The organism is Chitinimonas violaceus (assembly GCF_052601015.1).
This window is the reverse complement of the sequence record NZ_JBQXDJ010000040.1, coordinates 1-26,039: the sequence shown is the minus strand read 5'-3', so window position 1 is coordinate 26,039 and position 26,039 is coordinate 1. Positions and strand designations below refer to the sequence as shown.

Below are 26,039 nucleotides of genomic sequence, written 5' to 3'. Positions count from 1 at the left end.
GAAAAGGCTTTAGGAACCTGCTTACAATCTGTCGCCAGCAGCAGTCACCACGGTGCAGCGCAGCACATAAGCCCGATCACAGCTGCGCAGTAAGATCATAAGCAGGTTCTAAGAGCATAAGGTCATGACCTGAACCAAGGCGAGTTCTCGGAAAGTTCTGCTTATGCGGCAATATGAAGCAGAAACAACAGGGCTCCATAGTCGATTGATAAGTAAAGGTATTTTACTGCCAAAACGATGCCAGATTGCGACATGAAGAATTTGTTCCCGCCATCGCTCTACAGATAAGTCCTGATTATGACAGCCCCCCCACCCTCTGCTATCTTCGCGTCATATAAAGAACACCAGAGTCACTCTGATACCCATGCCCAACGACCGCATCTATACCATTACCGAACTGGCCCGAGAGTTCGACCTCACACCGCGCGCCATTCGCCACTATGAACACGAAGGCCTGCTTGCACCAGGCCGGCAAGGGCGCAATCGCGTTTTCACCCGCTCCGATCGTACCCGCCTCAAGTTGATCCTACGTGGCAAGCGACTGGGATTTTCGCTGCAGGAAACATTTGAGCTGTTCTCACTCTACGATGCCGCGCGTGACGAACGGCCACAGCTGGTGAAATTGCTGGAGTTCCTCCGCCCCAAGCGCGATGCACTGATGCAGCAAAAAGCCGATATCGACGCCATCCTCACAGAAATGGATGACCTGGAACACGAAGCCCAAGCCCTGCTACGCGAGTAGCGGGGTTTTTCGTAGTAGATATTGACGTTAACGTCAACGTAAAATACAGTATCGAGCAATTGCTCGGCAACAGCCATATTCGGCAGACTCCTAGAACCTGTTTACGATCTGTCGCAAGCCGTTGTCCGCAGGGTGCAGAGCAGTACATAAGTCCTGATCACAGCTGCGCAGCAAGATCGTGAACAGGCGCTTACTGGCCTTGTTCGATCCAGCTATGTGTATCGCCGACATCCCCAGCACCAACCGACACGTCGCCCTCAGCGCTATTCCGGAGAATTCATCATGCATATCCCTGCCCTTAATTTCGGATTAGGTGAAGACGTCGACATGTTGCGTGAAGCTGTTCAAAGCTTTGTGGCAACCGAACTGGCGCCCAATGCCGCCAAGATCGACGAAGAAAATCTGTTCCCTGTCCACATGTGGCGCAAGTTCGGTGAAATGGGCCTGTTGGGCCTCACTGTGGGAGAGGAGTACGGCGGCACCAATATGGGTTACCTCGCTCATATCGTCGCAATGGAAGAAATCTCGCGCGGCTCCGCCTCGGTCGGCCTCTCTTACGGTGCACATTCCAATCTGTGCGTGAATCAGATCGCCAAGAACGGCAGCAAGGCACAGAAGCAAAAGTACCTGCCCAAGTTGATCTCTGGCGAATATGTCGGGGCACTGGCGATGAGCGAACCCAATGCCGGGTCAGACGTTGTGAGCATGAAGCTGCGTGCGGACAAAAAGGGTGACCGCTACGTACTCAATGGCTCAAAGATGTGGATTACCAACGGTGGCGACGCGGATGTGCTGGTGATTTACGCCAAGACCGATGTCAACGCCGGACCAAAGGGCATGACCGCATTTCTGGTCGAAAAAGGTATGTCCGGGTTCAGCTGTGGCAGCAAGCTCGACAAACTCGGTATGCGTGGCTCCAACACCTACCCCTTGTTCTTCGACGACGTGGAAGTGCCGGAAGAGAATGTGCTGGGTCAGGTCGGCAAGGGCGTGAATGTATTGATGAGCGGCCTCGACTACGAACGCGCCGTTCTGTCAGGCGGACCTTTGGGCATCATGGCGGCAGCGATGGATGCAGTAGTACCCTATGTGCACGAACGCAAACAGTTTGGCCAGGCGATTGGTGAGTTTGAACTGATGCAGGGCAAGCTGGCGGACATGTATGCCACATGGAGCGCATGTCGGGCTTACGTCTACACTGTCGGCCGTGCACTGGACCGAGGCGAAACCACTCGCAAGGATGCAGCAGGAGCCATTCTTTACGCAGCGGAAAAAGCCACCTGGATGGCGGGCGAAGCCATACAGACGCTTGGTGGTAATGGCTATATCAACGAATACCCGGTCGCCCGCCTCTGGCGCGACGCAAAGTTGTACGAAATCGGTGCGGGCACAAGTGAAATCCGCCGCATGCTGATAGGCCGCGAGCTGTTCAACGAAACCAGATAAAAAGCGCCTTTTCCGTCCCAAGTTGGCAACAAAGCGAGCCCCGGGTGCCGATATGTTTGACAGTACCTGGCCAGAACATGTTCATAGGCTGTTTTGAACCGCCACCAGCCTTATAACCTGTTCACGATCTTACTGCGCCACCGTAACTGATCGTAAATATGTTCTTTGGAGGCCATAGCAGAGGCACACCACCATGCAGGCAATCAGTTACGTACACGGTGCAGTCGATCAGCCATTATTAGGCCAGACGATAGGCGACTATTTCGATGGAGCCGCCCAACAGTGGGCCGAGCGGGAAGCGTTGGTAGTACGTCATCAAAACATTCGATGGCGCTATGCCGAACTGCACACCAAAGTCGAAACCTGTGCAGCACATCTGCTTGCTTTGGGGCTGGAACCCGGTGACCGCATCGGCATCTGGGCGCCCAACTGTGCTGAATGGGTGGTCATGCAGCTGGCAACGGCAAAAGCTGGGCTGATCCTGGTCAATATCAACCCGGCTTACCGGCTCACAGAACTCGAATACGCCCTTAACAAGGTTGCCTGCCGCGCCCTGGTACTTGCACCACGCCTAAAGCGTAGTGACTACCTTGAAATGATTAATCAGCTCGCCCCTGAACTGGTCCACTCCATACCCGGTATGCTTCAGTGCCCTCGCCTGCCGGCATTGCGTACTGTCATCCGCCTGGGTGACGAGCACACACCGGGCATGCTCAATTTCCATTCACTGCTCGAACCGGCTTCCTGCGAGGCCATGCTGCTGTTGGCCCAGGCCAGTATGCATGTTCAGTTCGATGATGCGGTAAACATTCAGTTCACATCGGGTACTACAGGCTCGCCCAAGGGGGCGACACTCAGTCATCACAATATTCTCAATAATGCCTACTTTGTCGGGCAGCGCTTGAGGCTGACACCTGATGACAAGCTGTGCATCCCAGTCCCTATCTACCACTGCTTTGGCATGGTACTGGGTAATCTGGCCGGCTTGGTCCATGGGGCAACTATCGTCTACCCCAGTGAAAGCTTCGAGCCGGAGGCCGTGCTGGACACTGTCGCAACAGAGAAATGTACGGTGCTGCATGGCGTTCCCACCATGTTCATCGCCGTATTGGAGCATGCCAGCTTTGGCCAATACGATTTGAGCAGCTTGCGTACCGGCATCATGGCGGGCTCACCATGCCCGGTCGAAATCATGAAGCGGGTCGTCAACGACATGCACATGGCTGAGGTATCTATCGCCTACGGCATGACTGAAACCTCTCCCGCCAGTTTCCAGAGTGGAACAGACGAGCCATTCAGCCGGCGGGTAAGCACCGTCGGCCGTATCCACCCCCATGTGGAAGTGAAAATCGTCGATACCGAAGGACGCATCGTGCCACGCGGTACATCGGGCGAGCTGTGCGTACGGGGTTATGTCGTCATGCTGGGTTACTGGGGTGATGACGCCAAAACCCGTGAGACTATCGATGCGGCAGGTTGGCTCCATACCGGCGACCTCGCTGTTATCGATGCTGAAGGCTATTGCAATATTGTCGGCCGGCTCAAAGACCTGGTGATTCGCGGTGGTGAAAACCTCTATCCACGCGAAATCGAAGAGTTTCTATACCGTCACCCCGAAGTCAGCGATGTGCAGGTCATCGGCGTGCCCGATCCAAAATTCGGCGAAGAGCTCTGTGCCTGGATCATCCCCAAGGCTGGCACAACGCCCACTGAAGACGGAATCCGTGACTTCTGCCACGGGCAGATCGCCCACTTCAAGGTGCCGCGCTACATCCGGTTTGTCGATGCCTTTCCCATGACCATCACCGGCAAGATCCAGAAATACAAGATGCGCGAAATCATGGCCGAATCACTGGGGCTATCTACCGCCCAGACTGCATAACACCACCGCCAAGAATCCAGACACTCAACCCATCAGGCTTACCAAGCACTACGCCTGCCCTTCAAGGAGCCAACCATGTCCGAATCCATCGTCATTGTTTCCGCTGCCCGCACCCCGATGGCTGGGTTGATGGGTGATTTCGCCAACCTCACTGCCGGCGAGCTTGGCGCAGTTGCGATCAAAGCCGCAGTCGAGCGCGCAGGTTTGTCGGCTGCCGATGTCGAAGAAGTCATCATGGGCAATGTGCTACCAGCAGGCCAGGGGCAAGCCCCGGCTCGCCAGGCTGCGCTGGGTGCAGGCCTGCCACAAAGCGCCAATTGCACCACCATCAACAAAATGTGCGGTAGCGGCATGAAAGCCATCATGCTGGCGCACGATATGCTGCGTGCCGGCAACAATACCGTCATGGTCGCAGGCGGCATGGAAAGCATGAGCAATGCGCCCTATTTACTGGCAAAGGCGCGCGGTGGCTACCGACTGGGCCATGGCGAGTTGAAAGACCATATGTTCCTCGATGGCCTTGAGGACGCTTACGACAAAGGCCGTCTGATGGGTACCTTTGCCGAAGAATGCGCCGGCAAGTACAGCTTCAGCCGCGAAGCCCAGGATGAATTCGCCTTGCGCTCACTATCCCGCGCCCAGACTGCTATCCAAAACGGTAAGTTCAAAGCTGAGATTGCTGCCGTCACCGTGGCGGGCCGCAAGGGCGATATTGTGATCGATACCGACGAGCAACCCGGTAAGGCCATGCCGGAGAAAATTCCCGGTCTTAAGCCTGCCTTCAAGAAAGATGGCACGGTCACCGCCGCCAACTCCAGCTCGATTTCCGACGGTGCGGCCGCACTGGTGCTGATGCGCGAGTCCGATGCCAAAGCCCGTGGCCTCAAGCCGCTTGCACGTATAGTCGGCCATGCAAGCCATGCTCATGCCCCAGCCTGGTTTACCACCGCACCAGTCAGCGCCATGCAAAAGCTCTTTGAGAAAACCGGCTGGAGCTCCGACAGTGTCGACCTCTACGAAATCAACGAAGCCTTTGCCGTTGTGACCATGGCCGCAATGCACGACCTGAATCTGCCCGCAGACAAGGTGAACGTTCACGGTGGCGCAACAGCATTGGGACATCCAATTGGCGCAAGTGGCGCGCGTATCGTGGCTACCTTGATCTATGCTTTGCAGCAATACGGCAAACGTCGTGGCGTTGCGAGCCTATGCATTGGCGGGGGGGAAGCCACCGCATTGGCCTTGGAACTGTACTGAACCCAACTATCGCCAGGCGTACGTCGGACAAGGAAGACGACCGTGTGGAGTCCTGCCATGCATACCGCACTGCGCCTAGTGCTTGCGTTAACCATGCTGCCCGCCGGCGCGGCGGTCAAGATCGCACTTTGCGAATGCGATTCACCGCCACTACTGGAGCTTGCGCCACACAGCACTGAGCCTGTAGGCGGCCTGATCAAAGACATTGGCGATCTGATCACCAACCAGATGGGCGAAACCGCTGTCTACCAAGTGCTGTCACGCAAGCGGCTGGACCCGGCGCTCATTCGTGGCGAAGTCGACATGATCTGTTACCTGACTCCGGCCTGGACTGCCATTGCCGCCCAGCTGTATTGGACGGACGACATCGTGCCGCAAACGGAACTCGTGTTGGTCGATCGCAACCGGCCAGGAAAAATACGCAACCTGGACGACCTGATCGGCATGCGGATCGGCCTCATCCATGGCTTTCACTATCCACAGCTGGCGCCGCTGATCACCGTGGGCAAGCTCAAACCCGTCTATGAGAAGGACCACCGCTCCAATTACAAATTGCTGGAACACAACCTGGTGGATGCCGTAGTCAGCACCGATCTTCAAACTGCTTATTACTTACGTGAAATGCCCGCCAGTGCGTCCAACATCGGCTTATCTGATCTTGTAATCAGCGTCACACCAACACAATGCGCCATCTCCAAAGCCAGCAAGATACCAGCCAAACGGGTTATGGATGCCGTACAACAACTCAAGGCCCAAGGCGCTTTTGAGAAATTGATCAATCGCTATCGTCTGAATGAGCAGTCCCCCAGCAAGACTGAAAAACAATGAAGCTTTATTTTGAAGATCTCAAACCGGGCCGGGTATTCAAGTCTGGCCCGATCACGGTAGAACCCGCAGCCGTCAGTGAATTCGCCAGGCAGTACGACCCGCAGTCTTTTCACCTCGATGAAGCAGCCGGCGCTGCCAGTGTGTTTGGCGGCTTGGTCGCCAGTGGTTGGCAAACATCCGCCTACACCATGCGCATGCTGGCCGATAGCGAATTGGCCCGTATTGCCAATGGTCTGATCGGGCTGCAAATCGACAAACTGATCTGGCATCAACCTGTCAAACCAAGTGACGCCCTCACTGCCGAGTTCGATGTTATGGGCCGCAAGCGTTCGCGTTCCAAACCCGACTTTGGCGTAGTTCAGCTGGCGTGGCGCACCTTCAACCAGCATGGCGATCTGGTCATGAGTCTGGAAAGTGCGATCTGGGTGGCAACCCGGGAATGCGAGTAACCAACACAGCAGCGTACAACCGCCTTGCTGATAGCCATCCCATCGCTACCTGAAACAACGATAAAAACAGAGAGACAACATGATCCTGAGTGAAGAACACCAAATGATCCGCACCAGTGTGCGCGATTTCGCCCGTGAAAAGCTCTGGCCTACGGCAGGCATGCGCGACGAAACCCATGCGTTCCCGCACGATGAGCTTGCCATGGCGGCGGAACTTGGTCTGCTGGGGCTCACTGTACCAACCAAATGGAACGGCGCGGGCCTGGACTATTTGGCTGCGGCGATCGCCATTGAAGAGCTGGCAGCGGGCGACGGCGCGTTCTCCACCATCGTCTCGGTACACAACTCGGTTGGCTGCGGTCCTATACAGGCGTTTGGTACAGCAGCCCAGAAAGACAACTATCTGATGAAGCTGGCCGCGGGTGAATACCTTGCCAGCTTTTGTCTGACCGAGCCCCAGGTTGGCTCGGAAGCCAGCGCCATCAAAACCCGGGCGGTGAAAGATGGCGACAGCTTTGTGCTGAATGGCGCAAAGCAATTCATCACCAATGGCAAGAACAGCAAGATCGCCATCGTCATCGCCGTCACTGACCCAGCCAAAGGCAAGAAGGGATTGTCGGCATTCATCGTTCCCACGAATACCCCTGGTTACAACATCGCCAGGGTTGAGAAAAAGCTGGGCCAAGCCGCATCGGACACCTGCGCCATCGTGTTGGATGACTGCCGCGTACCTGCTGCCAACCTGCTGGGGCAGGAAGGGGAAGGCTACAAGGTAGCACTGGCCAGTCTTGAATCCGGCCGTATCGGCATCGCGGCCCAGGCACTCGGTATGGCGAGATCTGCCTATGAATGCGCGTTGCGCTACAGCAAGGAGCGCGTCGCCTTTGGCAAACCGATTTTCGAACATCAGGCGGTCAATTTCCGTCTGGCCGATATGGCTACCCAACTGGAGGCCGCTCGTCAGCTTATCTGGCATGCCGCCTGTCTTAAAGATGCAGGTCAACCCTGCCTGAAAGAGGCCAGCATGGCAAAACTGTTCGCCAGCGAAATGGCCGAACGGGTCTGTTCGGATGCGATTCAGATCCACGGGGGCTATGGTTACCTGTGCGACTTCCCGCTGGAACGTATCTACCGGGATGTACGGGTATGCCAGATTTATGAAGGCACCAGCGATATACAACGCATCGTCATCGGCCGCGCGCTTGGCGACGAGGCATAAACAACAACATCACGTCTCACCAGCGCCAGGTTTATTTGACGTAGGCATGGCAATCGTCAAGCTTACGTCCCCCCAAACCTATCGCCGCGTCTGAATAGACGGAAAAGCTATGCAAGAACAAATCGAACGTATTCATTCCGATCAAGCCGATGTGCTGCGCGATCTACGACTACGGGGACTTGAAGAGGCGCCGGAAGCATTTGGCCGCAGATATGCCGACATCGCTGCAAGGTCACAGGATTACTGGTGCCAACATGTGCTCCATTACGCCAACAGCGAGGATTCCGCCACCTTTCTGCTGTACCGCAATGGCAAGCCGGTAGGTATGACCGGCGCGTATCTGGAAGGCAGCCGTCGTGACCACGCCTATATCTGCAATATGTGGGTAGACCCGGCTTTCCGACGTGGTGGTGCGGGTGGGAGACTGGTCGATACCGCCACACGCTGGTTGGCCGAACAAGGCGTGGAACGCATCAATGCCTGGGTGGTTGAGACGAATAATACAGCCATACTTTTTTATGAAACCCTCGGCTTTGTGCGTGAGCCTCACAAACGCCTGATGCCTCACAACCCGGATGCCGAGGAAATCCTGCTGGTATTCGATACCGCCTTGCTATAACCGCCGTTTCATAACGTTTCACCATGTTTGCCAACACACCACAACCGCCTTACTACGCCGTCATCTTTACTTCGCAACGCACCTCACTTCAGGATGGCTATGCCGATACATCAGAACGCATGGTCGCTCTGGCGGCAGACCAACCCGGTTTTCTGGGGGCCGAATCCGTGCGCGATGCGGATGGCCTGGGCATCACGGTTTCCTACTGGGCAAGCGAGGCAGATATCCACCATTGGAAACTTCATGCCGAGCACACACTGGCGCGCGAACGAGGCCGGGCCGACTGGTATGTGGGGTATGAAACTCGTGTCGCAAAGGTAGAACGGGCGTACTCCTTCAGTACCAAGAACAACTGATTAAAATATCCACCAAGTAGAAGCAACCGAATGCATATCTTTCATCTAGATACCATCAGCCAGGACCGGCAGACACATGCCTCGCCCTATCTCGAATTCCTGCGTACGCGCGATATGAGTGCCGGACTCTATCACCTGGAACCCGGCTCACAGGACACACAAGGCGCACACCAGGAAGACTGTCTGTACTTTGTGATTACCGGCGCTGCAACGATGCAGGTGGGGGACGACGAGGTAAACGTTACTGCCGGCAGCTTGGTACATGTTCCAGCCAAGGTCGCCCCACGTTTTCGTGTTGTACATAGCGCGCTGGATGTGCTGGTGATGTTTGCACCGGCGGAGTCTGCGCCTACTGTCGAAATCCGTGCCTCAGTCTAAGAACCTGTCTAAAGTCTGCTGTGCGTCAGCAATACGGTGTTGAAAACACCCTCGGAATGCTCATTTACCATTTGTAAATTCCGCTTCCTCGATTGTTTTCGCCTTGTCTTGCTTTAGCTCGCGAGACTTTAGGCAGGTTCTAAGAATCTGTTTCGATCTTACTGCGCAGGTGTGATAAGGGCTTATGTGCTGCTCGAAATCCTCATGTACAAAAGTACATTCCGGTTTCTGCGCTGCACCCTGCTGACAGCTGCTCGTAACAGATCGTAAACAGACAATAAGTTCTGAAGTTAATCCATGCCCACCAGTTTTCCGGCGGGCAAACTTAGCAAGTGGCCTTCCATATCCTCCAGGCTCACAGCGAAACAAGCGACAAAGGTACCCTATCGATACAACAGGCTTGGCCCTGTAGAACGATAAGGTTTGTACGTAGCAACCTATCGCGATGAAGATGGAGCCTTGGAGAAGTCCTGAAAAGCGTGATGCCATGAACATTCTGCCCAACACCGTCAATCCGAAGTCTGCCCAATTTCAGACCAATTACACCGCTATGCAGGTATTGGTGGAGGATCTACGCGCCAAGGCAGCGGCCGTGGAACTCGGTGGCGGAGAAGTCGCCCGCCAGCGGCATACCGCACGGGGCAAATTGCTGCCGCGCGACCGTGTAGCGCAATTGCTGGATGTGGGCTCGCCTTTTCTGGAAGTCGGCCAGTTGGCCGCGCACGGCCAATACGACAATCAGGTTCCCTCTGCCGGTCTTATCGCAGGCATTGGCAGGGTGTCAGGTGTGGAATGCATGATCATCGCCAACGATGCCACCGTAAAAGGCGGTACCTACTATCCCACTACGGTGAAGAAGCACCTGCGGGCGCAGGAGATTGCCCTGCAGAACCACCTGCCCTGTATCGCCTTGGTGGACTCCGGTGGCGCAAACCTGCCGAATCAGGACGAAGTCTTTCCCGACCGCGACCATTTCGGTCGCATCTTCTACAACCAGGCCACGTTGTCGGCCCAAGGGGTACCTCAAATTGCCGCGGTGATGGGAAGTTGTACTGCGGGTGGTGCTTATGTTCCAGCCATGTCCGACTACAGCGTGATGGTGAAAAACCAAGCCACGATCTTCCTGGCAGGCCCACCGCTAGTGCGCGCCGCCACGGGTGAAGTAGTAACAGCCGAGGAATTGGGCGGCGCGGACGTTCATGCCAAGATTTCAGGTGTTGCCGATTACTATGCCCATAACGATGCCCACGCGCTCGACCAGGTGCGCCGTATCGTTGCCAATATCAACTGGCAAAAACCGCTGAACATAGCGCTGAAACCGGTGGAGGCACCACGCTACCCTACAGACGAGCTTTACGGCATCGTCGGAGCGGACTTAAAAAAACCTTTCGACATCCGCCAGGTTATCGCCCGCATTGTAGACGGCAGCCACTTTGATGAATTCAAGGAAACCTACGGTACGACACTCGTCACCGGTTTTGCCCATATCTATGGCATGCCGGTCGGCATCGTCGCAAATAACGGCGTGCTGTTCTCCGAGAGTGCCCAAAAAGGCGCACACTTTATCGAACTCTGCAGCCAGCGCGGTATTCCCCTCGTCTTTCTGCAGAACATCACCGGCTTCATGGTGGGTAAGAAGTATGAGTCCGAAGGCATCGCCAAACACGGCGCCAAGATGGTGACTGCGGTAGCGACTTCCAAAGTACCGAAATTCACCATCATCATCGGCGGCAGTTTCGGTGCCGGCAACTATGGCATGTGCGGCCGGGCATACAGCCCCAATTTTCTCTTCATGTGGCCCAATGCCCGCATCGGTGTAATGGGCGGTGAACAGGCAGCAGGTGTGCTGGCCCAGGTGCGTGAAGAAGCGCTGGCCAAGAAAGGCCAGATACTCAGCGACGTGGAGCGCGAGGCCATCAAACAACCGTTACGCGAGCAATTCGAAGCACAGAGCCTGCCCTATTACGCCACCAGCCGGTTATGGGACGACGGCATAATCGACCCCAAGGACACCCGCCGTGTACTGGGTCTGGCTATGTCAGCCAGCCTCAATAAAGCAATCGAGGAAACCCGTTTTGGCGTGTTCCGGATGTGATGGTATTGAATATCTGGGTAGATGCCGATGCCTGCCCCACCGTCATCAAGGAAATCCTGTTCCGGGCAGCAGACCGTTGGCAGATCACAATCACGCTGGTAGCGAATCAGCTGATACGTGTGCCGCCTTCCAGCCATATTCGTAGCCTGCAGGTACCACGTGGATTTGATGTCGCGGACAACGAAATTGTCTTACGGGTAAAACCAGGGGACTTGGTCATTACCGCGGATATTCCACTGGCAGCGCAAGTCATCGAAAAGGGAGGACGGGCATTGAACCCACGGGGTGAGTTCTATAGCCCGGAGAACATAGCGGAACGTTTGCAGATGCGTGACTTTATGGCCCAGTTACGCGACAGCGGTGTTGAAACCGGCGGACCTTCGGCACTAAGCCAAGCCGATCGCCAAGCCTTCGCCAAACAGCTGGATAAATTTTTGCAGGCAAACCGAATTTGAGTGCATGCGGCTATTCCACCACAACAAAGGAGACACATCATGAGCAAGTCACTCAGCGTCGAGGTCAATACCAACGGTGTCGCCACACTGACCCTGAACCGTACCGAACGCCACAATGCTTTCGATGATGAGCTCATCGTTGAGATGACCAATGCACTCGAAGGCCTGGCCACCAATCCAGCAGTACGCATACTGGTGCTGGCTGCCGCTGGCAAGAGCTTTTCGGCTGGCGCGGATCTGGGGTGGATGAAGCGCATGGCTAGCTATGGCGAAGCCGAGAACCTTGCGGATGCGCAGAAACTGGCCAAGCTGATGCATACGCTTGATACCCTGCCCATCCCCACCATCGCGGCAGTACAAGGGCCTGCCTATGGTGGTGGGGTGGGCCTTATCGCCTGCTGTGACATGGTATTCGCTGCGCCAGAAGCACAATTCTCGCTCACCGAAGTCAAACTGGGGCTGATCCCTGCCGTCATCTCACCCTATGTCATCCGCAAGATCGGCGTAGCCCAGGCCCGTCGTTATTTCCTCTCGGCAGAGCGGTTCAGTTCAGCCATAGCCCAACGCATCGGCTTGGTCCACGAGTTGGCCCCACAGGAAGAAGTGAGCGTGCTTGCCCATAGCTGGGCCGCTCAGCTACTCAATAATGGGCCCATGGCCATGGCGGCAGCCAAGCGCCTTGTCTCCGAGGTGGCCGACCGCCCTATTTGCAGTGAGCTCAACGACCTGTGTGCCAAACGTATTGCAGCACAACGGGTTAGCAAGGAAGGGCAGGAAGGGCTGACAGCGTTCCTGGAGAAACGCCCTCCCAACTGGGTCAAGCACTAATAACATATCAACCTACAGGGAGTACTCGGCTTTAAGTACCTCTTACGATCTGTGGCGAACAGCCGTCAGCAGGGTGGAGCGCAGCGCTGAAACCGGAATGTACTTAAGGTACATAAGGATTTCGAGCAGCATATGAGCCCTGATCACGGTTGCGCACTAAGATCGTGCAGGTTCCAAGGGCTCCCTGTTGGCTTTATCACTTCGTCCCGAGCACTGCAGATGTTCAAGAAAATACTCATAGCCAACCGTGGTGAGATTGCTTGCCGCGTTATCGCCACCGCCCGCAAACTCGGCATCAAGACTGTTGCTGTCTATTCCGATGCCGATGCCCAAGCCCGTCACGTCAAACTGGCGGATGAGGCTTTCCGACTCGGGCCACCAGCACCACGTGAATCCTATCTGCGCAGTGATCTGATCCTCGCCATCGCCAAGCAGACCGGGGCCGAAGCCATTCATCCCGGTTACGGTTTCCTCAGCGAAAACGCCGAATTCGCCATCGCTTGTGTCGAAGCCGGCGTGGTTTTCATCGGTCCACCCGCTAGCGCCATCTCGGCCATGGGGTCCAAGTCTGCCGCCAAGACCCTGATGGAAAGCGCTGCAGTCCCGCTGGTACCGGGTTACCACGGCGAGAAGCAGGACGTGAGCTTTCTGCAGCGGGAAGCTGACAAAATGGGCTACCCAGTGTTGATCAAGGCCTCTGCCGGTGGCGGTGGAAAAGGCATGAAGATCGTCGAGAAGTCGACCGATTTTCTGAGTCAGCTGGCTTCCGCCCAACGTGAAGCAGAATCGAGCTTTGGCGATTCGCGCGTGCTCATCGAAAAATACCTGACCAAACCGCGGCATATCGAAATCCAGGTGTTTGCCGATACGCATGGCGAGGCCGTCTACCTGTTCGAGCGTGACTGCTCAGTGCAGCGCCGTCACCAGAAGGTATTGGAAGAAGCCCCAGCTCCCGGCATGACGGCAGAACGCCGTAGTGAAATGGGCATTGCCGCTGTCAACGCAGCCAAAGCCATCGGCTACGTGGGCGCAGGAACGGTCGAATTCATTTTCGATACGTTGACCGGTGCCTTCTATTTCATGGAAATGAATACCCGCCTACAAGTGGAACACCCAGTCACCGAGATGATTACCCGGCAGGACTTGGTTGAATGGCAATTGCGGGTGGCGAGTGGTGAGTCCTTACCCCTCAAACAACACGAATTGAAGATTCACGGCCATGCATTCGAGGCCCGGGTATATGCCGAAGACCCGGCACGTGACTTTCTGCCCCAAATCGGGAAGCTGGCACATCTGCACCAGCCTGCCGAGTCGGCCTATGTGCGTGTCGACACCGGTGTGGAAAGTGGCGACGAGATCTCCCCTTGGTACGACCCAATGATCGCCAAGCTGATTGTCTGGGATGAAAACCGCCAACGCGCATTGGACAGGTTGACCAATGCTCTGAGCGACTACGAGGTGGTGGGGCTTGATACCAACTTGGCGTTTCTGCGGCAATTGGCGAGCCACCCAGCCTTCGCGGCATGCGAGCTCGATACCGGTTTTATCGCCCGCCATCGTGAGAGATTGATTCCGTCTCCCACACCCATCAGCGTCGATACCCTTGCATTGGCAGCGCTGGCCGAACTGGCACAAGTTGAAGCCCGTAACCTAGCCATGCGGCAGTGTTCCAAAGAACCTGCCTCCCCTTGGTGGGAAGCAGATGGCTGGCGTTTGAACCAGGACAATCGGCACGCGTTGCATTTCCGTGTTGGTAGCCAAGAATACGCCGTGATCGCCCACTATGCCGATACAGGCTACATGCTGGAAATCGGTACAGAGAAATTGAACGCTAATGGCAGTTTACATGGCCAAATGTTACGCGCCGTCATCAACGGCCACCGTTTGCAAGCCACTGCAGTACGCCATGATGGCCAGTTGACGATTGTGAATAACGGAGCCAATACCGAGCTCGAACCCTTCAACCCGTTGCTGGTGGGCTTACAGGTTGCTGAAGCAACCGGTGGCCTCAATGCACCCATGCCGGGCACTGTTGTGGCTGTACACGTCAAAGCCGGCGAAATTGTCGAAAAAGGCACACCACTCATGATCCTGGAAGCCATGAAGATGGAACACACCATCCTCGCTCCTCATGCTGGCGAGGTAAAGGAAGTATTCTTCCAGAAGGGGGAACAGGTCACAGAAGGTACTGCACTTTTGGAAATTGCATCGCAGTAACACCCACTTGCTACCAAGAAAAAACCCGCAATGACCTAGAAGCATTGCGGGTCTTCGTCAACGGGACCGAGCTAAACCGTACTTAATCCGTGCCGTACTTTGGCGAACGCGGACCATATAAAATCTGCCCCGACTTACCCGCCGACAACAAGCGCTCACTGGTAATACCCGCATAGGTATGGCCGTTGTCACTGAGCGTATTTGCTACCTGGTCAATCAGTGCCCCAATCAGCACAGAAGTAAGCCCGCCGCCACTATCAGTACTTCTCTCTGCGCTCGAAGAACGGGCGCTGCCAGACCACAGCACTTGACCGTTTCGTAGATCGACCAATTTCCCTTCTGCAGCCACAGCAACCTCACTCCGGACGATCTTATAGCTGCTGCCGTATTCCGTAATCTTGACGTAAAGCGCAGCGTCCGCACCGAAAATCTCCCGCAACTTCTTGGCAGAGACCGCCTGGATATCATCTGCAGTGTTCAGCCCGTTTTCCCGGAATGCTTCACTGGCAACAGCAACCGGCACAACGTAATAACCAGACTCAGCCAACGGATGGGTCATCTGCGACAACATGCTGTCAGTCGCTTTGATCTCTGGTGTGTTATTAATCGGCGGCAGTACGAGTATGGACTTGGGGCGGCTCTGCTTGAACGCTGTGTAGTCGTGACTCAACGTCGGCGTGGCGCAACCCGTTGCCAGCACCGCTAACAACAACGCAGCGCTGACTCCTTTGATGGCATTAAAAGTCATCATGTTCTTTCACTTCTTGAATTTGCGAAGCAGAAAATCCATGAACGTCGTGGATTCTGGAAACTGCGCTTTCTCGGCTTCAAGTTGCTGACGAACCTGATCACTCTTACCCACCTTGGCATACAACATGGCCAGATGCGCATGAAAACCAGGGGGAAGCGCTTCCCCTTTGGCTTGCGCTTTTTGCATATCCCGCTCCAGCGCGCTGATCTGCTGTTCAGGGCTTGAGCCGCTGTCCTTCAGCGACTCATACACCTGCTGCTGGTAACTACCCCAGTTATAAAGGGGCCTAGACGGCGTCGCGCATCCACCAAGCATGACCGCACCCAGCGCAACGCTGGCGAACGCCAACCGGTTAGAGAAAGTGGACTTCATTAACACTGACCTAGTCAAAGGTTATTGCGCAGGACGCCAAGCACCCGATTCAACCCCGGCAACCAGCTTGTTAACGGCTTCACGGATCGCCAAGTCCAATACTTTGCCATTGAGCGTGGCATCGTAACTGGCTGTACCACCAAAACCTACAATTTCACGATTGGACAAGCTGTATTCACCGGCGCCCTGCGACGAGAACACGACTTCAGACGTCTGTACATTGACGACATTGATGTTCACCTTTGCATAAGCAACCTGTGACTTGCCGCGCCCCAAAATACCAAACAACTGCTGGTCGCCCACTTCCTTACGGCCGAACTCGGTAACATCACCTGTCAGCACGTAATCCGCACCTTTCAGATTCTGGGTTTTGCGTGACAAAGCGGCTTCCTGAGCGGCTTCATTCATGTTTTCGCGGTCAAGCACATTAAACCGACCAGTTTGCTGCAAGTGGGTCATCAAAATGGTTTTGGCCTGACCGCCCAGACGGTCCACGCCATCCGAGAAAATACCGCGCATAAAATTCGAACGATTATCAAACTTGCCGATACTGATCATGCTGCGTGCACCAGTGTAAGTGGTACCAGCCGATGTCACTTTGGCGACGTCCAGGCTACGTGATTGTTCGGTGGCGCAACCAGTCAGGGCAGCAAGTAACGTAATACATAGAATAGTTTTATTCATACAAATAAAGTCCACAAAGTTTAAAAATGCACTATTGCCGCACCCAATAAAGCACGGTAGCGCTAGAACACATCATTTATCCAAGCTGATTGCAATACGCCAAGCAGAACACTTTCATTCATGCACATTTAGCAGCAAAGAGTCTATCAAGCAGGCAGAAGCAGATAAATCTTTAAAGATTAGACTTTTAGTTAAGAATACTTAAACAATCATACCTTACTCATATAATGTCCCATAACATTCAGGGGCTACAGCCAAAGATGGCAATTGCAACCCCGTAAGCCCCTGTTTACGATCTGTCACGAACAACCGTCAGTAGGGTGTGAAGCGCAGCGCAGAAACCGGGATGTACATGAGGATTTCTAGCAACACGTGAGCCCTGATCACAGCTGCACAGCAAGATCGTAAACAGGTTCTTAGGCTTGGCTTCTATTTGAATTCGTCGAGTAAACTTACCCAGCGACACCAATTAGATTCAAGTAAGCGGATCGAGGTAGGCCGCAAGCATCTTCTTATCAAGGCGGCCTGCATGAGCCGCCACCTTGTTTCCCTGCGCATCGTAAATAAGCGTAAAAGGCAAAGCGCCAATACGATTACCTTCAGCACGCATTAGTTCCAAGGCGGGTTGTTCCCCTACCAAAACAGGGTAGTCAATTCCCAGCTCATTGACGAACTTCTGCACATCGGCAGGGTTATCGATGGCAAGTCCGACAAAGCTCACCTTGTCGCCCAGGGACTTCTTCGTCGCGACAAATTCCGGCATCTCTTCCCGGCAAGGTGCGCACCAGGTCGCCCAGAAATTTAACACTAATGGCTTCCCACGCCACTGTTCCAGTGTCTGTGACTTACCTTGCAGATCATTGAATCTACTTTGCCATACCGTAGGGGCATTAGCGACCGCTTTGGCGGTGGTCGGCTCACTGGCTTGCCGACCTTTCCACCATGCAGCGCTAACCCCCGTCAGCAACGCTAACGCCGCAACGATCAGATACGGAAGAATTTTCTTCATACTCAGGCTTTAGGGAGGCTGTTGACTCGCTGCACAAAACGGCTGGCATCTTCAAAACCAATCAGTCTTTGGCCGATCTCCTTGCCATTTGCACCAAAGAAAATCGTACCTGGCGGGCCAAACAGCCCAAAGCGCTTAAGCAATGCTTTATGTCCTTCCGCATTGTCGGTGACATCGACTTTTAGCAGCACGATGTTACTCAAGGTGCGCTGTACATCCGCATCGGCAAAGGTATAGCGCTCCATTTCCTGGCAACTGACACACCAATCAGCGTAAAAATCCAGCAACACTGTCTTGCCCTGAGCAGCAGTGATAGCCGCGTCCAGCTCTGCAGGTGTATTCACAGGTTGAAAAGCGAGCTTACGCTCTGCAGCAACCGCGACACCGCCAGCAAAGGGCTTGAGCGGCTGCAGCGGATCACGCGCGCCTGCAAGCAAACCCGCCAACTGTGCCACACCAACCAATGCCAACACCACCCCTACCGCCTTACCAAGCCGTGTAATCGGCTTCACGTGCGGTGAAAGGGAATCAAATGCAGAAAGACCGACACCGGCGCCAATCGCCAAGGCAGCCCAGCCAAGCATGAATGCCCAATCCGGCAGAACGGGGCGGGCAATCCACAAAGCCACAGCCAGCAATATCGTACCAAACGCATTCTTGACACCTGTCATCCAGGCACCAGCTTTAGGCAGTGCATGGCCACCCAATACGCCAACCACCAGCAAGGGTGTACCCACTCCCAAGGCCAGCAAGTAAAACGCTGCAATACCGAACAACACATCTGCACGCGCACCGACCACGCCCAAACCGGCAGCCAAAGGCGGCCCCATACACGCACCGACAATCAGGGAAGACAACGCCCCCATGAGGAAAACCGACACCAACTTCCCACCACCAAGACGGTTGGAGGCATCATTAACCCGGCTTTGTAAGGCACTGGGCAGTTGTAGGCTAAACAAACCAAACATCGAGAGGGCCAACACAACAAACACCAATGACAACGCTGCGATTACCCAAAGATTCTGCAAGGTTGCGACCAGGAACGACCCCGTCAACGCCGCCACGGCACCCACCGTCGCATAGACCACCGCAATTCCTTGCACATAGGCCATCGCCAAAGTAAAGCCTCGCAGCTTGCCCACCTGCTGCCCCTGGCCAACGATCAACGATGAAATGATAGGTATCAATGGGTACATGCAAACCGTCGCCGCCATACCCAGGCCGGCCAGATAGAAAGCCAGCAACAAGGCCCAACCATCCAATCCAGCAAATGGCCCTTGTGCAGCCTCCGAAGGCACCGTTGAAGGGGGAGATGCAGGCTGGACTGGCACCTCAGCTTGCGTTACAACCGGCGCTGGTTCAATCGGCACCGCTTCTTTGTTAGGCAACTCAGGAGCTTGTGAGGTCGGTAATGATACTGGGGCACGTGGCGTCACCGTTTCTGGTGGGGCAGCACGGGCTGGGGAAGCAGGCTTGGTTACCGGGGCGGTTTCACTCGGCGCGCCAAACAAGGTGTCCAATACATTCGGGGCAGGCGCATCCCCTCCGGCAAGTGATAACTCGGTAGTCTGCGGTGGATAACATACGCCAGCATCAGCACAACCTTGAGAGACCAGTTTGAGTTTTGCCTCAGCAGTCCAAGGGCTATCTGTAGTCAGCGGCACTTCCAAGGTATGACGGTAAGTCTCAACCTCGCCGAAATATTCATCGTGCTTTCTCTTACCCGCGGGCAACTCAGCCTTCACTTGGCCATCCGGCAACAAGGTAAACTTAAGCCGGTCACGGTACAGATAGTAGCCCTCGGCAACCCGAAACTTCAGCGTCGCCGTCTTTTCACCCGTTCTGACGAGCGAGGGCTTGAAAGCTTGCTCTGGTGGCAGCAAATCATCTGTATTGCCTGCCGCCCATAGATGGCTGCTGAGGAACCCAACGAGTAGAAATTGGACAAACTGTTTCATGCCCCAACTCCGTTGAAACCTTGCAGCCAGCTTGCAATTTGGTGACCTTTGCCTACCTGCAGTTGCCCGAAATACGGGGTACGGAACGTAGATTGCTGTGGATAAAGGGCACTGAAGGTATTGATCGACATCGAGATCTCGTAAGCGGTTTCGATTAAGTCCAGCAAAGCGGCGCTATCAGGCAATAGGACCCGGCTGAAGGATTACTGGGCAACTTGGTTTGACAGTGGCTACCCATTTACTACTGCACCGTTGGGCGGCTTGCACAATACGACTAATTGGGAATCAGTTTCAAGTATGTTTATTCGACTCTTACCTTGGCTCGGGGGTTTCTTGCTGGCGCTCCCCTTGATGGAATTAATGGCATCCATCTGGCTGGCAGGCGAAATCGGCTGGTGGCTCGCCTTTTGGCTATTCGCCAGCGCCCTGATCGGCTTAGGTATTCTTAAGAGCTGGCGCTTCACCACAGCCTGGGCATTGGTTGACACCGTGCGGGCGGGCGAGTTGCCACTCGGCCGGCTTTTTTGGGTAGCGCGTACCTTGATTGCCGCCCTGCTGTTTATTTTTCCCGGCCCGATCAGCGATGTCATTGGTCTACTACTGATACTGCCTTGGCCTGGTGGCAAGACTGTTCGGTTCGGGCCTGACAGCGCTTCTACGGCAGCTGATGGAATCTATGAAGGCGAATTCTCGCGTGTCGAGGAAAGCCCGCAGCCGTTACCTCACGAAACTACAAAATAGAATGATCTACCCAAACAGCCTTAGCGCTTGTTTACAATCTGTCACACGCAGCCATCAGTAGAGTGCAGAGCAAAAACCGGAATGTACTGTTGTACATGAGGCTGCGAACTTCTTGATGCGAAGAACCGTAGCAGTTCGGCGCCCCCCTCCCCTCCCGGAGGCTTTCTAGCAACGCATAAGCTGCTGACAGCTACTCGCGACAGATCTTGAACAGGCTCTAAGCAATAACGATGTATTGAAATACCCCCAGCTCTATAGGCGCCAAAGCAAACTGCAACAGCATCTGCAAGATCAGTATCAATGCCAATGGACTTAGATCTATACCGCCAATAACAGGAATCACTTTACGCAGCGGGCTCAAGAATGGCCTGCTGATCGCCTCAAGCATTGGTGTAAGTGGATTGTAAGGACTTACCCAACTGAGTATCGCTTGCACGATTACTGTGGCAAACAACAGATACAACGAAAGCTTCATCAATTCGACTAGCGATAACATCATCAGCCCAATTGCCGCCACCGGCGTAAGAAAATTGATCGGCCAAGGCGACAACAGCAATAGAATAAAGTGCATCACGATCGCACTTAACCAAGCAAGCAACAGCGTTGCAGTGTCATACCCGCGCATGCTGCCTATCAATTTACGCAAGGGCAGCACGGCAAAATTGGTGAGCTTCACCGTGAACTGCGCCAAGGGATGGCCAAAAGGGGCTCGAGCCACCTGTAGATAGAATCGCAAAAGCAGATTCAGAATAAAGAAACTGACAAGATTACGGACCAAAAAACTAAGTGCTTCGGCGAGCATGGCTTATCCAACAATGGCAGCCAACTCACGCTGGCCGGAAGTGTATTAAGTACTTTGTTCAAGACTTGGCCCTGACATCGCTGATGATCAGATAACCACCGGTGGTTTGGGGCACTATGGCGTTCAAATCGCCCTCAGGATGCTCACTTACCCCTCATAAACTCCACTTCCTCTGGTGCTTCTCCTTGTCTTGCTTTAGCTCACAAGCCGTTGAGTAGATTCTCAGGGAAATTTACACTCAGACTGACTAAATGAATGATCGGTTCATGCTGGTCATTCAGCTAATTATGAGGCTCACCATCAATTGGAGTGCTTCCCGCCGGACCATTACGCACATCCAAGCTCATCCGCCAGTTCCGCAGCACGGTTCTCCGCAGCTTGGGCTGCCAGCACGATCGCCGCCTGTATCCCCTTCTCACCCATCAGCTTCAACGCAGCTTCGGTCGTTCCGCCTTTGGACGTTACCTTTTCACGCAAAGCTCCAGCAGAGTCCGGACTTGCCTGTGCCAACTTGATAGCACCATCAAATGTCGCATAAGCAAGTTGGCGTGCAGTAACAGCGTCAAACCCAAGCTGAATAGCGGCCTCAGTCAGTGACTCCATAAAATAGAACACATAGGCTGGGCCAGAACCGGAAATAGCAGTAATGGCATCCAATCTTGCCTCATCCGCAACCCATACAACCGCCCCAGTCGATGCCAAAATACGGTCTGCACTGACACGATCAGCCTGCGTAGCGTGCGGGCCTAACCAAGCACCGCAGATACCAGCCCGAACCAATGCGGGGGTATTGGGCATAACACGGATCAACCGCGCTGCGCGATTCAACCAACGGTCCAAATCCGCCATACGAATACCGGCGGCAATACTGATCACCAACCGACCCGCCAACTCTGCAGCACGTTGTTGCGCTACCGCAGCCAGCTGTTGTGGTTTGGTCGCAAGTACAACTACGTCGGACATTGGTAAGGCAGCATCTGCCGCGAACGTATGAACACCAAAGCTACTAACCAACTTTTGCCTGGCCTCTTCAGAGGGGTCCACAATGCAAATATCGCCAGCAATAAAACCTTGTTGCAATAACCCACCAACCATGGCGGTAGCCATATTGCCACCGCCAATGAATAGAATATTCATGCTGTCTCACTCGCCGCCGCAAAGGCAATTTCCGGACGGCGCTTTTGTAGAAGATGTAACAGGATGTTGCAATACAGCTTATCCAGCTCCCTCTGACCACTAAACGGTATGGGCAGACTTCCCCCGGTGTAATCGAGCTTCAACACTGCCAGTCGGCCATTGTCCATGCGATAGGCCAGCGCTTGAATATCGGCAATAGGTAACTCAACAGGCGCGGGCACCCCCCACCCAAGCATAGCCAGGCGAATACGTACAGCGTTGACTTCAACGGCAGTCCTCCAAAACCACGCTCGAAAGTACCATCCAAAAAATAACGCCAACCCTAATGCCAGCAACGCGACAATCAAGGTCGGCATAGTGCGGGCAATCGCCGCTTGCAAAAGAAGCAGACTGATCAGAATACCGGTGACACTGACTGTGATCAGCCCCACCGTACGATTGGCTGCACCATATGGCAGACGAGCCCAGGCAGAAGCCAATTCAAGCCTATCCTGCTGTTCACCTTCCTCCACGCGTACACAGCGCGCTAGTTCAGCCAAACTGGCGTGGTGGTTAGTACTTTCCACAGCAATCCTTTTCGTTTTGACTATTCAATGACGTGCCCCAAACAACGCCGTCCCCACCCTGACGATATTGGCCCCCTCGGCTATCGCCACTTCCAAATCAGCAGACATACCCATCGATAGGGTATCAAGCACTAAACCTTCTTGGCGTAATTGCGTTTGCAGCATACGCAAACTTGCAAACTGACCAACCAGCCGAGCTTGATCTTGGGTCGGCTCGGGTATGCACATCAATCCTCGCAGCCTTAAATTGGGCAAAACCGCAGCAGCATGTGCCAGCGGAACTGCCTCTTCAGGCAAACAGCCCGATTTGCTTGCTTCGCCAGAAACATTTACCTGAACACATATATTCAGCAGTCCCAACTCAGCCGGGCGTTGTTCCGACAAACGTTGTGCGATCTTCAAACGGTCAACGCTGTGCACCCAATGCGCCGTCTTGGCTATCACGCGTGTCTTGTTGCTCTGCAAAGGTCCAATAAAGTGCCATTCTATAAGAGGCAAATCAGTGAGCTGGGTAGCTTTTTCTACCAGCTCGTGTACGTAGTTTTCGCCAAAAGCCCGTTGGCCCAAGGCATAGCAGGTACGGATTGAATCAGCAGGAAACGTCTTACTGACGGCCAATAACTGGCAGGCTTCCGACGAACGGCCAGCCAACTGTAAGGCTTTCGTAATGCGGGAGAGGACAGATTGTCTAGCTTTATCGATTTCTGACATCCATAATGCTCACGGAATATTGCCCCAAATCCAATGTGGGCGCGGCTTTGAATAGGGAATTATAAATGGAAATCTCCGAACTCCTCGCCTTCTCGGTCAAGAACAAGGCATCGGACTTGCACCTTTCTTCAGGACTACCGCCAATGATCCGGGTACACGGCGACGTTCGCCGGATCAATTTGCCGCCGATGGAACATAGTGATGTGCACGACATGGTGTACGACATCATGAACGACGGTCAGCGTAAAACCTATGAAGAAACGCTGGAATGCGACTTCTCTTTTGAAATTCCCAATCTGGCACGTTTTCGCGTAAATGCCTTCGTGCAAAACCGTGGCGCAGGTGCAGTGTTTCGTACCATTCCTTCCAAAGTACTTACATTGGAAGAACTGAACGCGCCCAAGGTCTTCAAAGAGATCGCCGAAACCCCCCGCGGTATCGTGCTGGTGACTGGCCCAACAGGTTCAGGTAAATCCACCACCTTGGCCGCCATGATCAACTACATCAACGAGAACGAGTACGGTCACATCCTCACCGTTGAGGACCCAATCGAATTCGTGCATGAATCAAAAAAGTGCTTGATAAACCAACGGGAAGTTGGCCCCCACACACTAAGCTTTGCAAACTCACTACGCGCCGCTTTACGTGAAGACCCAGACGTCATTCTGGTGGGTGAAATGCGTGACCTGGAAACTATTCGTCTCGCTTTGTCCGCAGCCGAAACAGGTCACCTGGTGTTCGGTACATTGCACACCTCATCTGCAGCCAAAACCATTGACCGTATCGTTGATGTATTCCCTGCAGCAGAAAAAGAAATGGTTCGTTCCATGCTGTCCGAATCATTACGAGCCGTAATTTCACAAACACTACTGAAAACCAAGGATGGTAACGGCCGGGCCGCCGCCCATGAAATTATGATTGGTATTCCCGCGATTCGAAACCTGATACGGGAAAACAAAATCGCCCAGATGTATTCGACCATCCAAACGGGCCAGCAGTACGGGATGCAGACACTCGACCAATGCCTCACTGAACTTGTCCGTCGTAATCTGATTACTAGCCAGGAAGCTCGCGGTAAGGCTATGAATCCCGACAATTTCAAATAAGGCGTAATACACGTAGCGCTGGAGTAAACCATGGAAAAAGAACAAGCCACCAAATTCATGCACGATCTGCTGCGCTTGATGCGTCAGAAAAATGCCTCTGACTTGTTTATCACTGTCGATTTTCCGCCAGCCATGAAAATCGATGGGAAGCTCACACCGGTATCAAACCAGGCTCTGAATAATCAGCACACCAAAGAGCTGGCCAGAGCCATCATGAACGACCGCCAAACGGAAGAGTTCGAAGCTACAAAAGAATGTAACTTCGCTATCAGTCCTGGTGGTATCGGTCGATTCCGCTGTAATGCCTTTCAACAGCAAGGGCGCATAGGCTTGGTCCTGCGAACGATCACCACAGAAATCCCGAAGTTCGATGATTTAGGTCTCCCCCCTGTCCTTAAGGATGTAGCACTGGCCAAGCGGGGTTTGGTTATTTTCGTAGGTGGAACAGGGTCGGGTAAATCCACATCGCTAGCAGCCATGATTGGCTTTCGCAATGAACACAGCTATGGCCACATCATTACGATCGAAGACCCAGTTGAATATGTGCACGAACACAAGAATTGCATCGTCACACAACGTGAGATTGGTGTAGATACCGATAGCTGGCATAACGCCCTACGCAATACCTTGCGTCAAGCACCCGACGTGATTCTTATCGGGGAAATCCGTGACCGTGAAACCATGGATTACGCCATCGCCTTTGCTGAAACAGGTCACCTTTGCATGGCTACCTTACACGCCAACTCAGCAAACCAAGCGCTTGATCGTATTATCAACTTCTTCCCTGAAGAACGACGTGCTCAGCTCTTGATGGACTTGTCACTGAACTTGAAGTCTTTTGTATCTCAACGGCTCATTCCATTAAGAACCGGTAAAGGTCGAGCAGCAGCTGTTGAAGTTATGCTGAACTCACCGCTGATTTCAGACCTGATCTTTAAAGGCGATGTACATGAGATCAAAGAAATCATGAGTAAGAGCCGCGAATTAGGTATGCAAACCTTTGATCAAGCCCTATTTGACCTATACGAGGATGGCAAGATCAGCTACGAAGATGGTTTACGCAACGCTGACTCGGTCAATGACCTGCGCCTGAAGATCAAACTACAATCGAAAGAATCTAAGGGAAGAGATGCACTGGCTGGTTTGGACCATCTCGATATTGTCTGATGTCCTGCGGCTTACCTGCATAAGTTCATCTCAATCAGAAACGGCCGCCGTGGCGGCCGTTTCTCTTTCCATTCCTACTGTCCCCCAATTCGAAACCCGCAAAGCAGCAAAGCAAAAGCCCCGATCTCTGTTGAGACCGGGGCTTCACTATAAGGCGCCTGGCAGTGACCTACTTTCACACGGGAGATCCGCACTATCATCGGCGCGGTGTCGTTTCACTGTCCTGTTCGAGATGGGAAGGAGTGGGTCCAACACGCTATGGCC

Annotated in this window: 26 protein-coding genes and 1 rRNA gene; 17 read left to right on the top strand and 10 right to left on the bottom strand. The window is 54.0% G+C overall.

Features of this window, described 5'->3' with window-relative positions; translation table 11 throughout:
* The first annotated feature begins 364 nt into the window (after positions 1 to 364).
* From ACUHMQ_RS13665 to ACUHMQ_RS13600, 14 genes are all read left to right on the top strand, one after another.
* The gene (locus ACUHMQ_RS13665) at positions 365 to 742 is read left to right on the top strand and encodes a MerR family transcriptional regulator (protein ID WP_445296015.1); all 378 of its coding nucleotides are present in this window, start codon (positions 365 to 367) and stop codon (positions 740 to 742) included.
* Between the two features lie 282 nt (positions 743 to 1,024).
* Positions 1,025 to 2,188 carry an isovaleryl-CoA dehydrogenase gene (locus ACUHMQ_RS13660; protein WP_445296014.1) on the top strand — a complete coding sequence of 388 codons (1,164 nt, stop codon included), beginning with the start codon at positions 1,025 to 1,027 and terminating at the stop codon, positions 2,186 to 2,188.
* A gap of 193 nt (positions 2,189 to 2,381) precedes the next feature.
* Positions 2,382 to 4,070: an AMP-binding protein gene (locus tag ACUHMQ_RS13655; protein ID WP_445296013.1), complete on the top strand. Its 1,689-nt coding sequence runs from the start codon at positions 2,382 to 2,384 to the stop codon at positions 4,068 to 4,070.
* A gap of 75 nt (positions 4,071 to 4,145) precedes the next feature.
* Positions 4,146 to 5,327 (top strand): acetyl-CoA C-acyltransferase, encoded by a 1,182-nt coding sequence (locus ACUHMQ_RS13650; RefSeq protein ID WP_445296012.1) that lies wholly within the window; start codon positions 4,146 to 4,148, stop codon positions 5,325 to 5,327.
* A gap of 57 nt (positions 5,328 to 5,384) precedes the next feature.
* Positions 5,385 to 6,155: a substrate-binding periplasmic protein gene (locus ACUHMQ_RS13645; protein ID WP_445296011.1), complete on the top strand. Its 771-nt coding sequence runs from the start codon at positions 5,385 to 5,387 to the stop codon at positions 6,153 to 6,155.
* Complete coding sequence (locus ACUHMQ_RS13640) at positions 6,152 to 6,604, top strand: MaoC family dehydratase (protein WP_445296010.1); 453 nt, start codon at positions 6,152 to 6,154, stop codon at positions 6,602 to 6,604. The genes ACUHMQ_RS13645 and ACUHMQ_RS13640 overlap by 4 nt, the downstream gene beginning before the upstream one ends.
* Before the next feature lie 79 nt (positions 6,605 to 6,683).
* Positions 6,684 to 7,823 (top strand): acyl-CoA dehydrogenase family protein, encoded by a 1,140-nt coding sequence (locus ACUHMQ_RS13635; protein ID WP_445296009.1) that lies wholly within the window; start codon positions 6,684 to 6,686, stop codon positions 7,821 to 7,823.
* A gap of 109 nt (positions 7,824 to 7,932) precedes the next feature.
* Positions 7,933 to 8,442, top strand: a complete 510-nt coding sequence (locus ACUHMQ_RS13630) for a GNAT family N-acetyltransferase (protein ID WP_445296008.1) — start codon at positions 7,933 to 7,935, stop codon at positions 8,440 to 8,442.
* Positions 8,443 to 8,465: 23 nt separating this feature from the next.
* Positions 8,466 to 8,798: an antibiotic biosynthesis monooxygenase family protein gene (locus ACUHMQ_RS13625; protein WP_445296007.1), complete on the top strand. Its 333-nt coding sequence runs from the start codon at positions 8,466 to 8,468 to the stop codon at positions 8,796 to 8,798.
* 30 nt (positions 8,799 to 8,828) lie between these two features.
* Positions 8,829 to 9,176, top strand: a complete 348-nt coding sequence (locus tag ACUHMQ_RS13620; protein ID WP_445296006.1) for a cupin domain-containing protein — start codon at positions 8,829 to 8,831, stop codon at positions 9,174 to 9,176.
* 487 nt (positions 9,177 to 9,663) lie between these two features.
* The gene (locus ACUHMQ_RS13615; protein WP_445296029.1) at positions 9,664 to 11,271 is read left to right on the top strand and encodes a carboxyl transferase domain-containing protein; all 1,608 of its coding nucleotides are present in this window, start codon (positions 9,664 to 9,666) and stop codon (positions 11,269 to 11,271) included.
* Positions 11,271 to 11,726 carry a YaiI/YqxD family protein gene (locus ACUHMQ_RS13610; RefSeq protein WP_445296005.1) on the top strand — a complete coding sequence of 152 codons (456 nt, stop codon included), beginning with the start codon at positions 11,271 to 11,273 and terminating at the stop codon, positions 11,724 to 11,726. The genes ACUHMQ_RS13615 and ACUHMQ_RS13610 overlap by 1 nt, the downstream gene beginning before the upstream one ends.
* A 39-nt stretch (positions 11,727 to 11,765) precedes the next feature.
* Positions 11,766 to 12,554, top strand: coding sequence for an enoyl-CoA hydratase/isomerase family protein (locus ACUHMQ_RS13605; RefSeq protein WP_445296004.1), 789 nt, complete (start codon positions 11,766 to 11,768; stop codon positions 12,552 to 12,554).
* 219 nt (positions 12,555 to 12,773) lie between these two features.
* A complete protein-coding gene (locus ACUHMQ_RS13600; RefSeq protein ID WP_445296003.1) occupies positions 12,774 to 14,771 on the top strand; it encodes an acetyl/propionyl/methylcrotonyl-CoA carboxylase subunit alpha in 1,998 nt (665 codons plus the stop codon).
* Between the two features lie 82 nt (positions 14,772 to 14,853).
* Here ACUHMQ_RS13600 and ACUHMQ_RS13595 read toward each other — a convergent pair whose 3' ends face one another.
* The 5 genes from ACUHMQ_RS13595 to dsbD all read right to left on the bottom strand — a co-directional run bounded on the left by ACUHMQ_RS13595 (position 14,854) and on the right by dsbD (position 19,545).
* On the bottom strand, positions 14,854 to 15,522 hold the full coding sequence (locus tag ACUHMQ_RS13595) for a DUF799 domain-containing protein (protein WP_445296002.1): 669 nt from the start codon (positions 15,520 to 15,522) through the stop codon (positions 14,854 to 14,856).
* A gap of 6 nt (positions 15,523 to 15,528) precedes the next feature.
* Positions 15,529 to 15,894: a DUF4810 domain-containing protein gene (locus ACUHMQ_RS13590; protein WP_445296001.1), complete on the bottom strand. Its 366-nt coding sequence runs from the start codon at positions 15,892 to 15,894 to the stop codon at positions 15,529 to 15,531.
* 21 nt (positions 15,895 to 15,915) lie between these two features.
* On the bottom strand, positions 15,916 to 16,578 hold the full coding sequence (locus tag ACUHMQ_RS13585; protein ID WP_445296000.1) for a CsgG/HfaB family protein: 663 nt from the start codon (positions 16,576 to 16,578) through the stop codon (positions 15,916 to 15,918).
* Between the two features lie 475 nt (positions 16,579 to 17,053).
* Positions 17,054 to 17,587, bottom strand: a complete 534-nt coding sequence (locus ACUHMQ_RS13580) for a TlpA family protein disulfide reductase (RefSeq protein ID WP_445295999.1) — start codon at positions 17,585 to 17,587, stop codon at positions 17,054 to 17,056.
* Between the two features lie 2 nt (positions 17,588 to 17,589).
* Entirely contained in the window at positions 17,590 to 19,545 is a 1,956-nt protein-coding gene (gene dsbD / locus ACUHMQ_RS13575) for a protein-disulfide reductase DsbD (RefSeq protein ID WP_445295998.1), read from the bottom strand.
* Positions 19,546 to 19,842: 297 nt separating this feature from the next.
* On the opposite strand from dsbD, the gene ACUHMQ_RS13570 reads away from it, so the two are divergent.
* Positions 19,843 to 20,286, top strand: a complete 444-nt coding sequence (locus ACUHMQ_RS13570; protein ID WP_445295997.1) for an FxsA family protein — start codon at positions 19,843 to 19,845, stop codon at positions 20,284 to 20,286.
* A 217-nt stretch (positions 20,287 to 20,503) separates the two neighbouring features.
* Here ACUHMQ_RS13570 and ACUHMQ_RS13565 read toward each other — a convergent pair whose 3' ends face one another.
* The 4 genes from ACUHMQ_RS13565 to ACUHMQ_RS13550 all read right to left on the bottom strand — a co-directional run bounded on the left by ACUHMQ_RS13565 (position 20,504) and on the right by ACUHMQ_RS13550 (position 23,502).
* Positions 20,504 to 21,088 carry a YggT family protein gene (locus ACUHMQ_RS13565; RefSeq protein WP_445295996.1) on the bottom strand — a complete coding sequence of 195 codons (585 nt, stop codon included), beginning with the start codon at positions 21,086 to 21,088 and terminating at the stop codon, positions 20,504 to 20,506.
* A gap of 327 nt (positions 21,089 to 21,415) precedes the next feature.
* Positions 21,416 to 22,225 carry a pyrroline-5-carboxylate reductase gene (gene proC / locus ACUHMQ_RS13560; protein ID WP_445295995.1) on the bottom strand — a complete coding sequence of 270 codons (810 nt, stop codon included), beginning with the start codon at positions 22,223 to 22,225 and terminating at the stop codon, positions 21,416 to 21,418.
* Positions 22,222 to 22,791: a hypothetical protein gene (locus ACUHMQ_RS13555; RefSeq protein ID WP_445295994.1), complete on the bottom strand. Its 570-nt coding sequence runs from the start codon at positions 22,789 to 22,791 to the stop codon at positions 22,222 to 22,224. Before ACUHMQ_RS13555 ends, proC begins: the two co-directional genes overlap by 4 nt.
* 24 nt (positions 22,792 to 22,815) lie before the next feature.
* Positions 22,816 to 23,502: a YggS family pyridoxal phosphate-dependent enzyme gene (locus ACUHMQ_RS13550; RefSeq protein WP_445295993.1), complete on the bottom strand. Its 687-nt coding sequence runs from the start codon at positions 23,500 to 23,502 to the stop codon at positions 22,816 to 22,818.
* A gap of 65 nt (positions 23,503 to 23,567) precedes the next feature.
* Between ACUHMQ_RS13550 and ACUHMQ_RS13545 the strand changes: the two genes are divergently transcribed.
* Together ACUHMQ_RS13545 and ACUHMQ_RS13540 are read left to right on the top strand one after the other, a co-directional pair.
* A complete protein-coding gene (locus ACUHMQ_RS13545; protein ID WP_445295992.1) occupies positions 23,568 to 24,608 on the top strand; it encodes a type IV pilus twitching motility protein PilT in 1,041 nt (346 codons plus the stop codon).
* 30 nt (positions 24,609 to 24,638) lie between these two features.
* Positions 24,639 to 25,775, top strand: a complete 1,137-nt coding sequence (locus ACUHMQ_RS13540; protein WP_445295991.1) for a PilT/PilU family type 4a pilus ATPase — start codon at positions 24,639 to 24,641, stop codon at positions 25,773 to 25,775.
* A gap of 156 nt (positions 25,776 to 25,931) precedes the next feature.
* On the opposite strand, the gene rrf is transcribed toward ACUHMQ_RS13540, so the two are convergent.
* A 5S ribosomal RNA gene (gene rrf / locus ACUHMQ_RS13535) occupies positions 25,932 to 26,039 on the bottom strand; the annotation flags it as partial.

Bases quoted from the DNA above. Each gene is read 5' to 3' on its own strand.
- ACUHMQ_RS13665 (WP_445296015.1), top strand. From the start codon at position 365: ATGCCCAACGACCGCATCTATACCATTACCGAACTGGCCCGAGAGTTC.
- ACUHMQ_RS13660 (WP_445296014.1), top strand. From the start codon at position 1,025: ATGCATATCCCTGCCCTTAATTTCGGATTAGGTGAAGACGTCGACATG.
- ACUHMQ_RS13655 (WP_445296013.1), top strand. From the start codon at position 2,382: ATGCAGGCAATCAGTTACGTACACGGTGCAGTCGATCAGCCATTATTA.
- ACUHMQ_RS13650 (WP_445296012.1), top strand. From the start codon at position 4,146: ATGTCCGAATCCATCGTCATTGTTTCCGCTGCCCGCACCCCGATGGCT.
- ACUHMQ_RS13645 (WP_445296011.1), top strand. From the start codon at position 5,385: ATGCATACCGCACTGCGCCTAGTGCTTGCGTTAACCATGCTGCCCGCC.
- ACUHMQ_RS13640 (WP_445296010.1), top strand. From the start codon at position 6,152: ATGAAGCTTTATTTTGAAGATCTCAAACCGGGCCGGGTATTCAAGTCT.
- ACUHMQ_RS13635 (WP_445296009.1), top strand. From the start codon at position 6,684: ATGATCCTGAGTGAAGAACACCAAATGATCCGCACCAGTGTGCGCGAT.
- ACUHMQ_RS13630 (WP_445296008.1), top strand. From the start codon at position 7,933: ATGCAAGAACAAATCGAACGTATTCATTCCGATCAAGCCGATGTGCTG.
- ACUHMQ_RS13625 (WP_445296007.1), top strand. From the start codon at position 8,466: ATGTTTGCCAACACACCACAACCGCCTTACTACGCCGTCATCTTTACT.
- ACUHMQ_RS13620 (WP_445296006.1), top strand. From the start codon at position 8,829: ATGCATATCTTTCATCTAGATACCATCAGCCAGGACCGGCAGACACAT.
- ACUHMQ_RS13615 (WP_445296029.1), top strand. From the start codon at position 9,664: ATGAACATTCTGCCCAACACCGTCAATCCGAAGTCTGCCCAATTTCAG.
- ACUHMQ_RS13610 (WP_445296005.1), top strand. From the start codon at position 11,271: ATGGTATTGAATATCTGGGTAGATGCCGATGCCTGCCCCACCGTCATC.
- ACUHMQ_RS13605 (WP_445296004.1), top strand. From the start codon at position 11,766: ATGAGCAAGTCACTCAGCGTCGAGGTCAATACCAACGGTGTCGCCACA.
- ACUHMQ_RS13600 (WP_445296003.1), top strand. From the start codon at position 12,774: ATGTTCAAGAAAATACTCATAGCCAACCGTGGTGAGATTGCTTGCCGC.
- ACUHMQ_RS13595 (WP_445296002.1), bottom strand. From the start codon at position 15,522: ATGATGACTTTTAATGCCATCAAAGGAGTCAGCGCTGCGTTGTTGTTA.
- ACUHMQ_RS13590 (WP_445296001.1), bottom strand. From the start codon at position 15,894: ATGAAGTCCACTTTCTCTAACCGGTTGGCGTTCGCCAGCGTTGCGCTG.
- ACUHMQ_RS13585 (WP_445296000.1), bottom strand. From the start codon at position 16,578: ATGAATAAAACTATTCTATGTATTACGTTACTTGCTGCCCTGACTGGT.
- ACUHMQ_RS13580 (WP_445295999.1), bottom strand. From the start codon at position 17,587: ATGAAGAAAATTCTTCCGTATCTGATCGTTGCGGCGTTAGCGTTGCTG.
- dsbD (WP_445295998.1), bottom strand. From the start codon at position 19,545: ATGAAACAGTTTGTCCAATTTCTACTCGTTGGGTTCCTCAGCAGCCAT.
- ACUHMQ_RS13570 (WP_445295997.1), top strand. From the start codon at position 19,843: ATGTTTATTCGACTCTTACCTTGGCTCGGGGGTTTCTTGCTGGCGCTC.
- ACUHMQ_RS13565 (WP_445295996.1), bottom strand. From the start codon at position 21,088: ATGCTCGCCGAAGCACTTAGTTTTTTGGTCCGTAATCTTGTCAGTTTC.
- proC (WP_445295995.1), bottom strand. From the start codon at position 22,225: ATGAATATTCTATTCATTGGCGGTGGCAATATGGCTACCGCCATGGTT.
- ACUHMQ_RS13550 (WP_445295993.1), bottom strand. From the start codon at position 23,502: ATGTCAGAAATCGATAAAGCTAGACAATCTGTCCTCTCCCGCATTACG.
- ACUHMQ_RS13545 (WP_445295992.1), top strand. From the start codon at position 23,568: ATGGAAATCTCCGAACTCCTCGCCTTCTCGGTCAAGAACAAGGCATCG.
- ACUHMQ_RS13540 (WP_445295991.1), top strand. From the start codon at position 24,639: ATGGAAAAAGAACAAGCCACCAAATTCATGCACGATCTGCTGCGCTTG.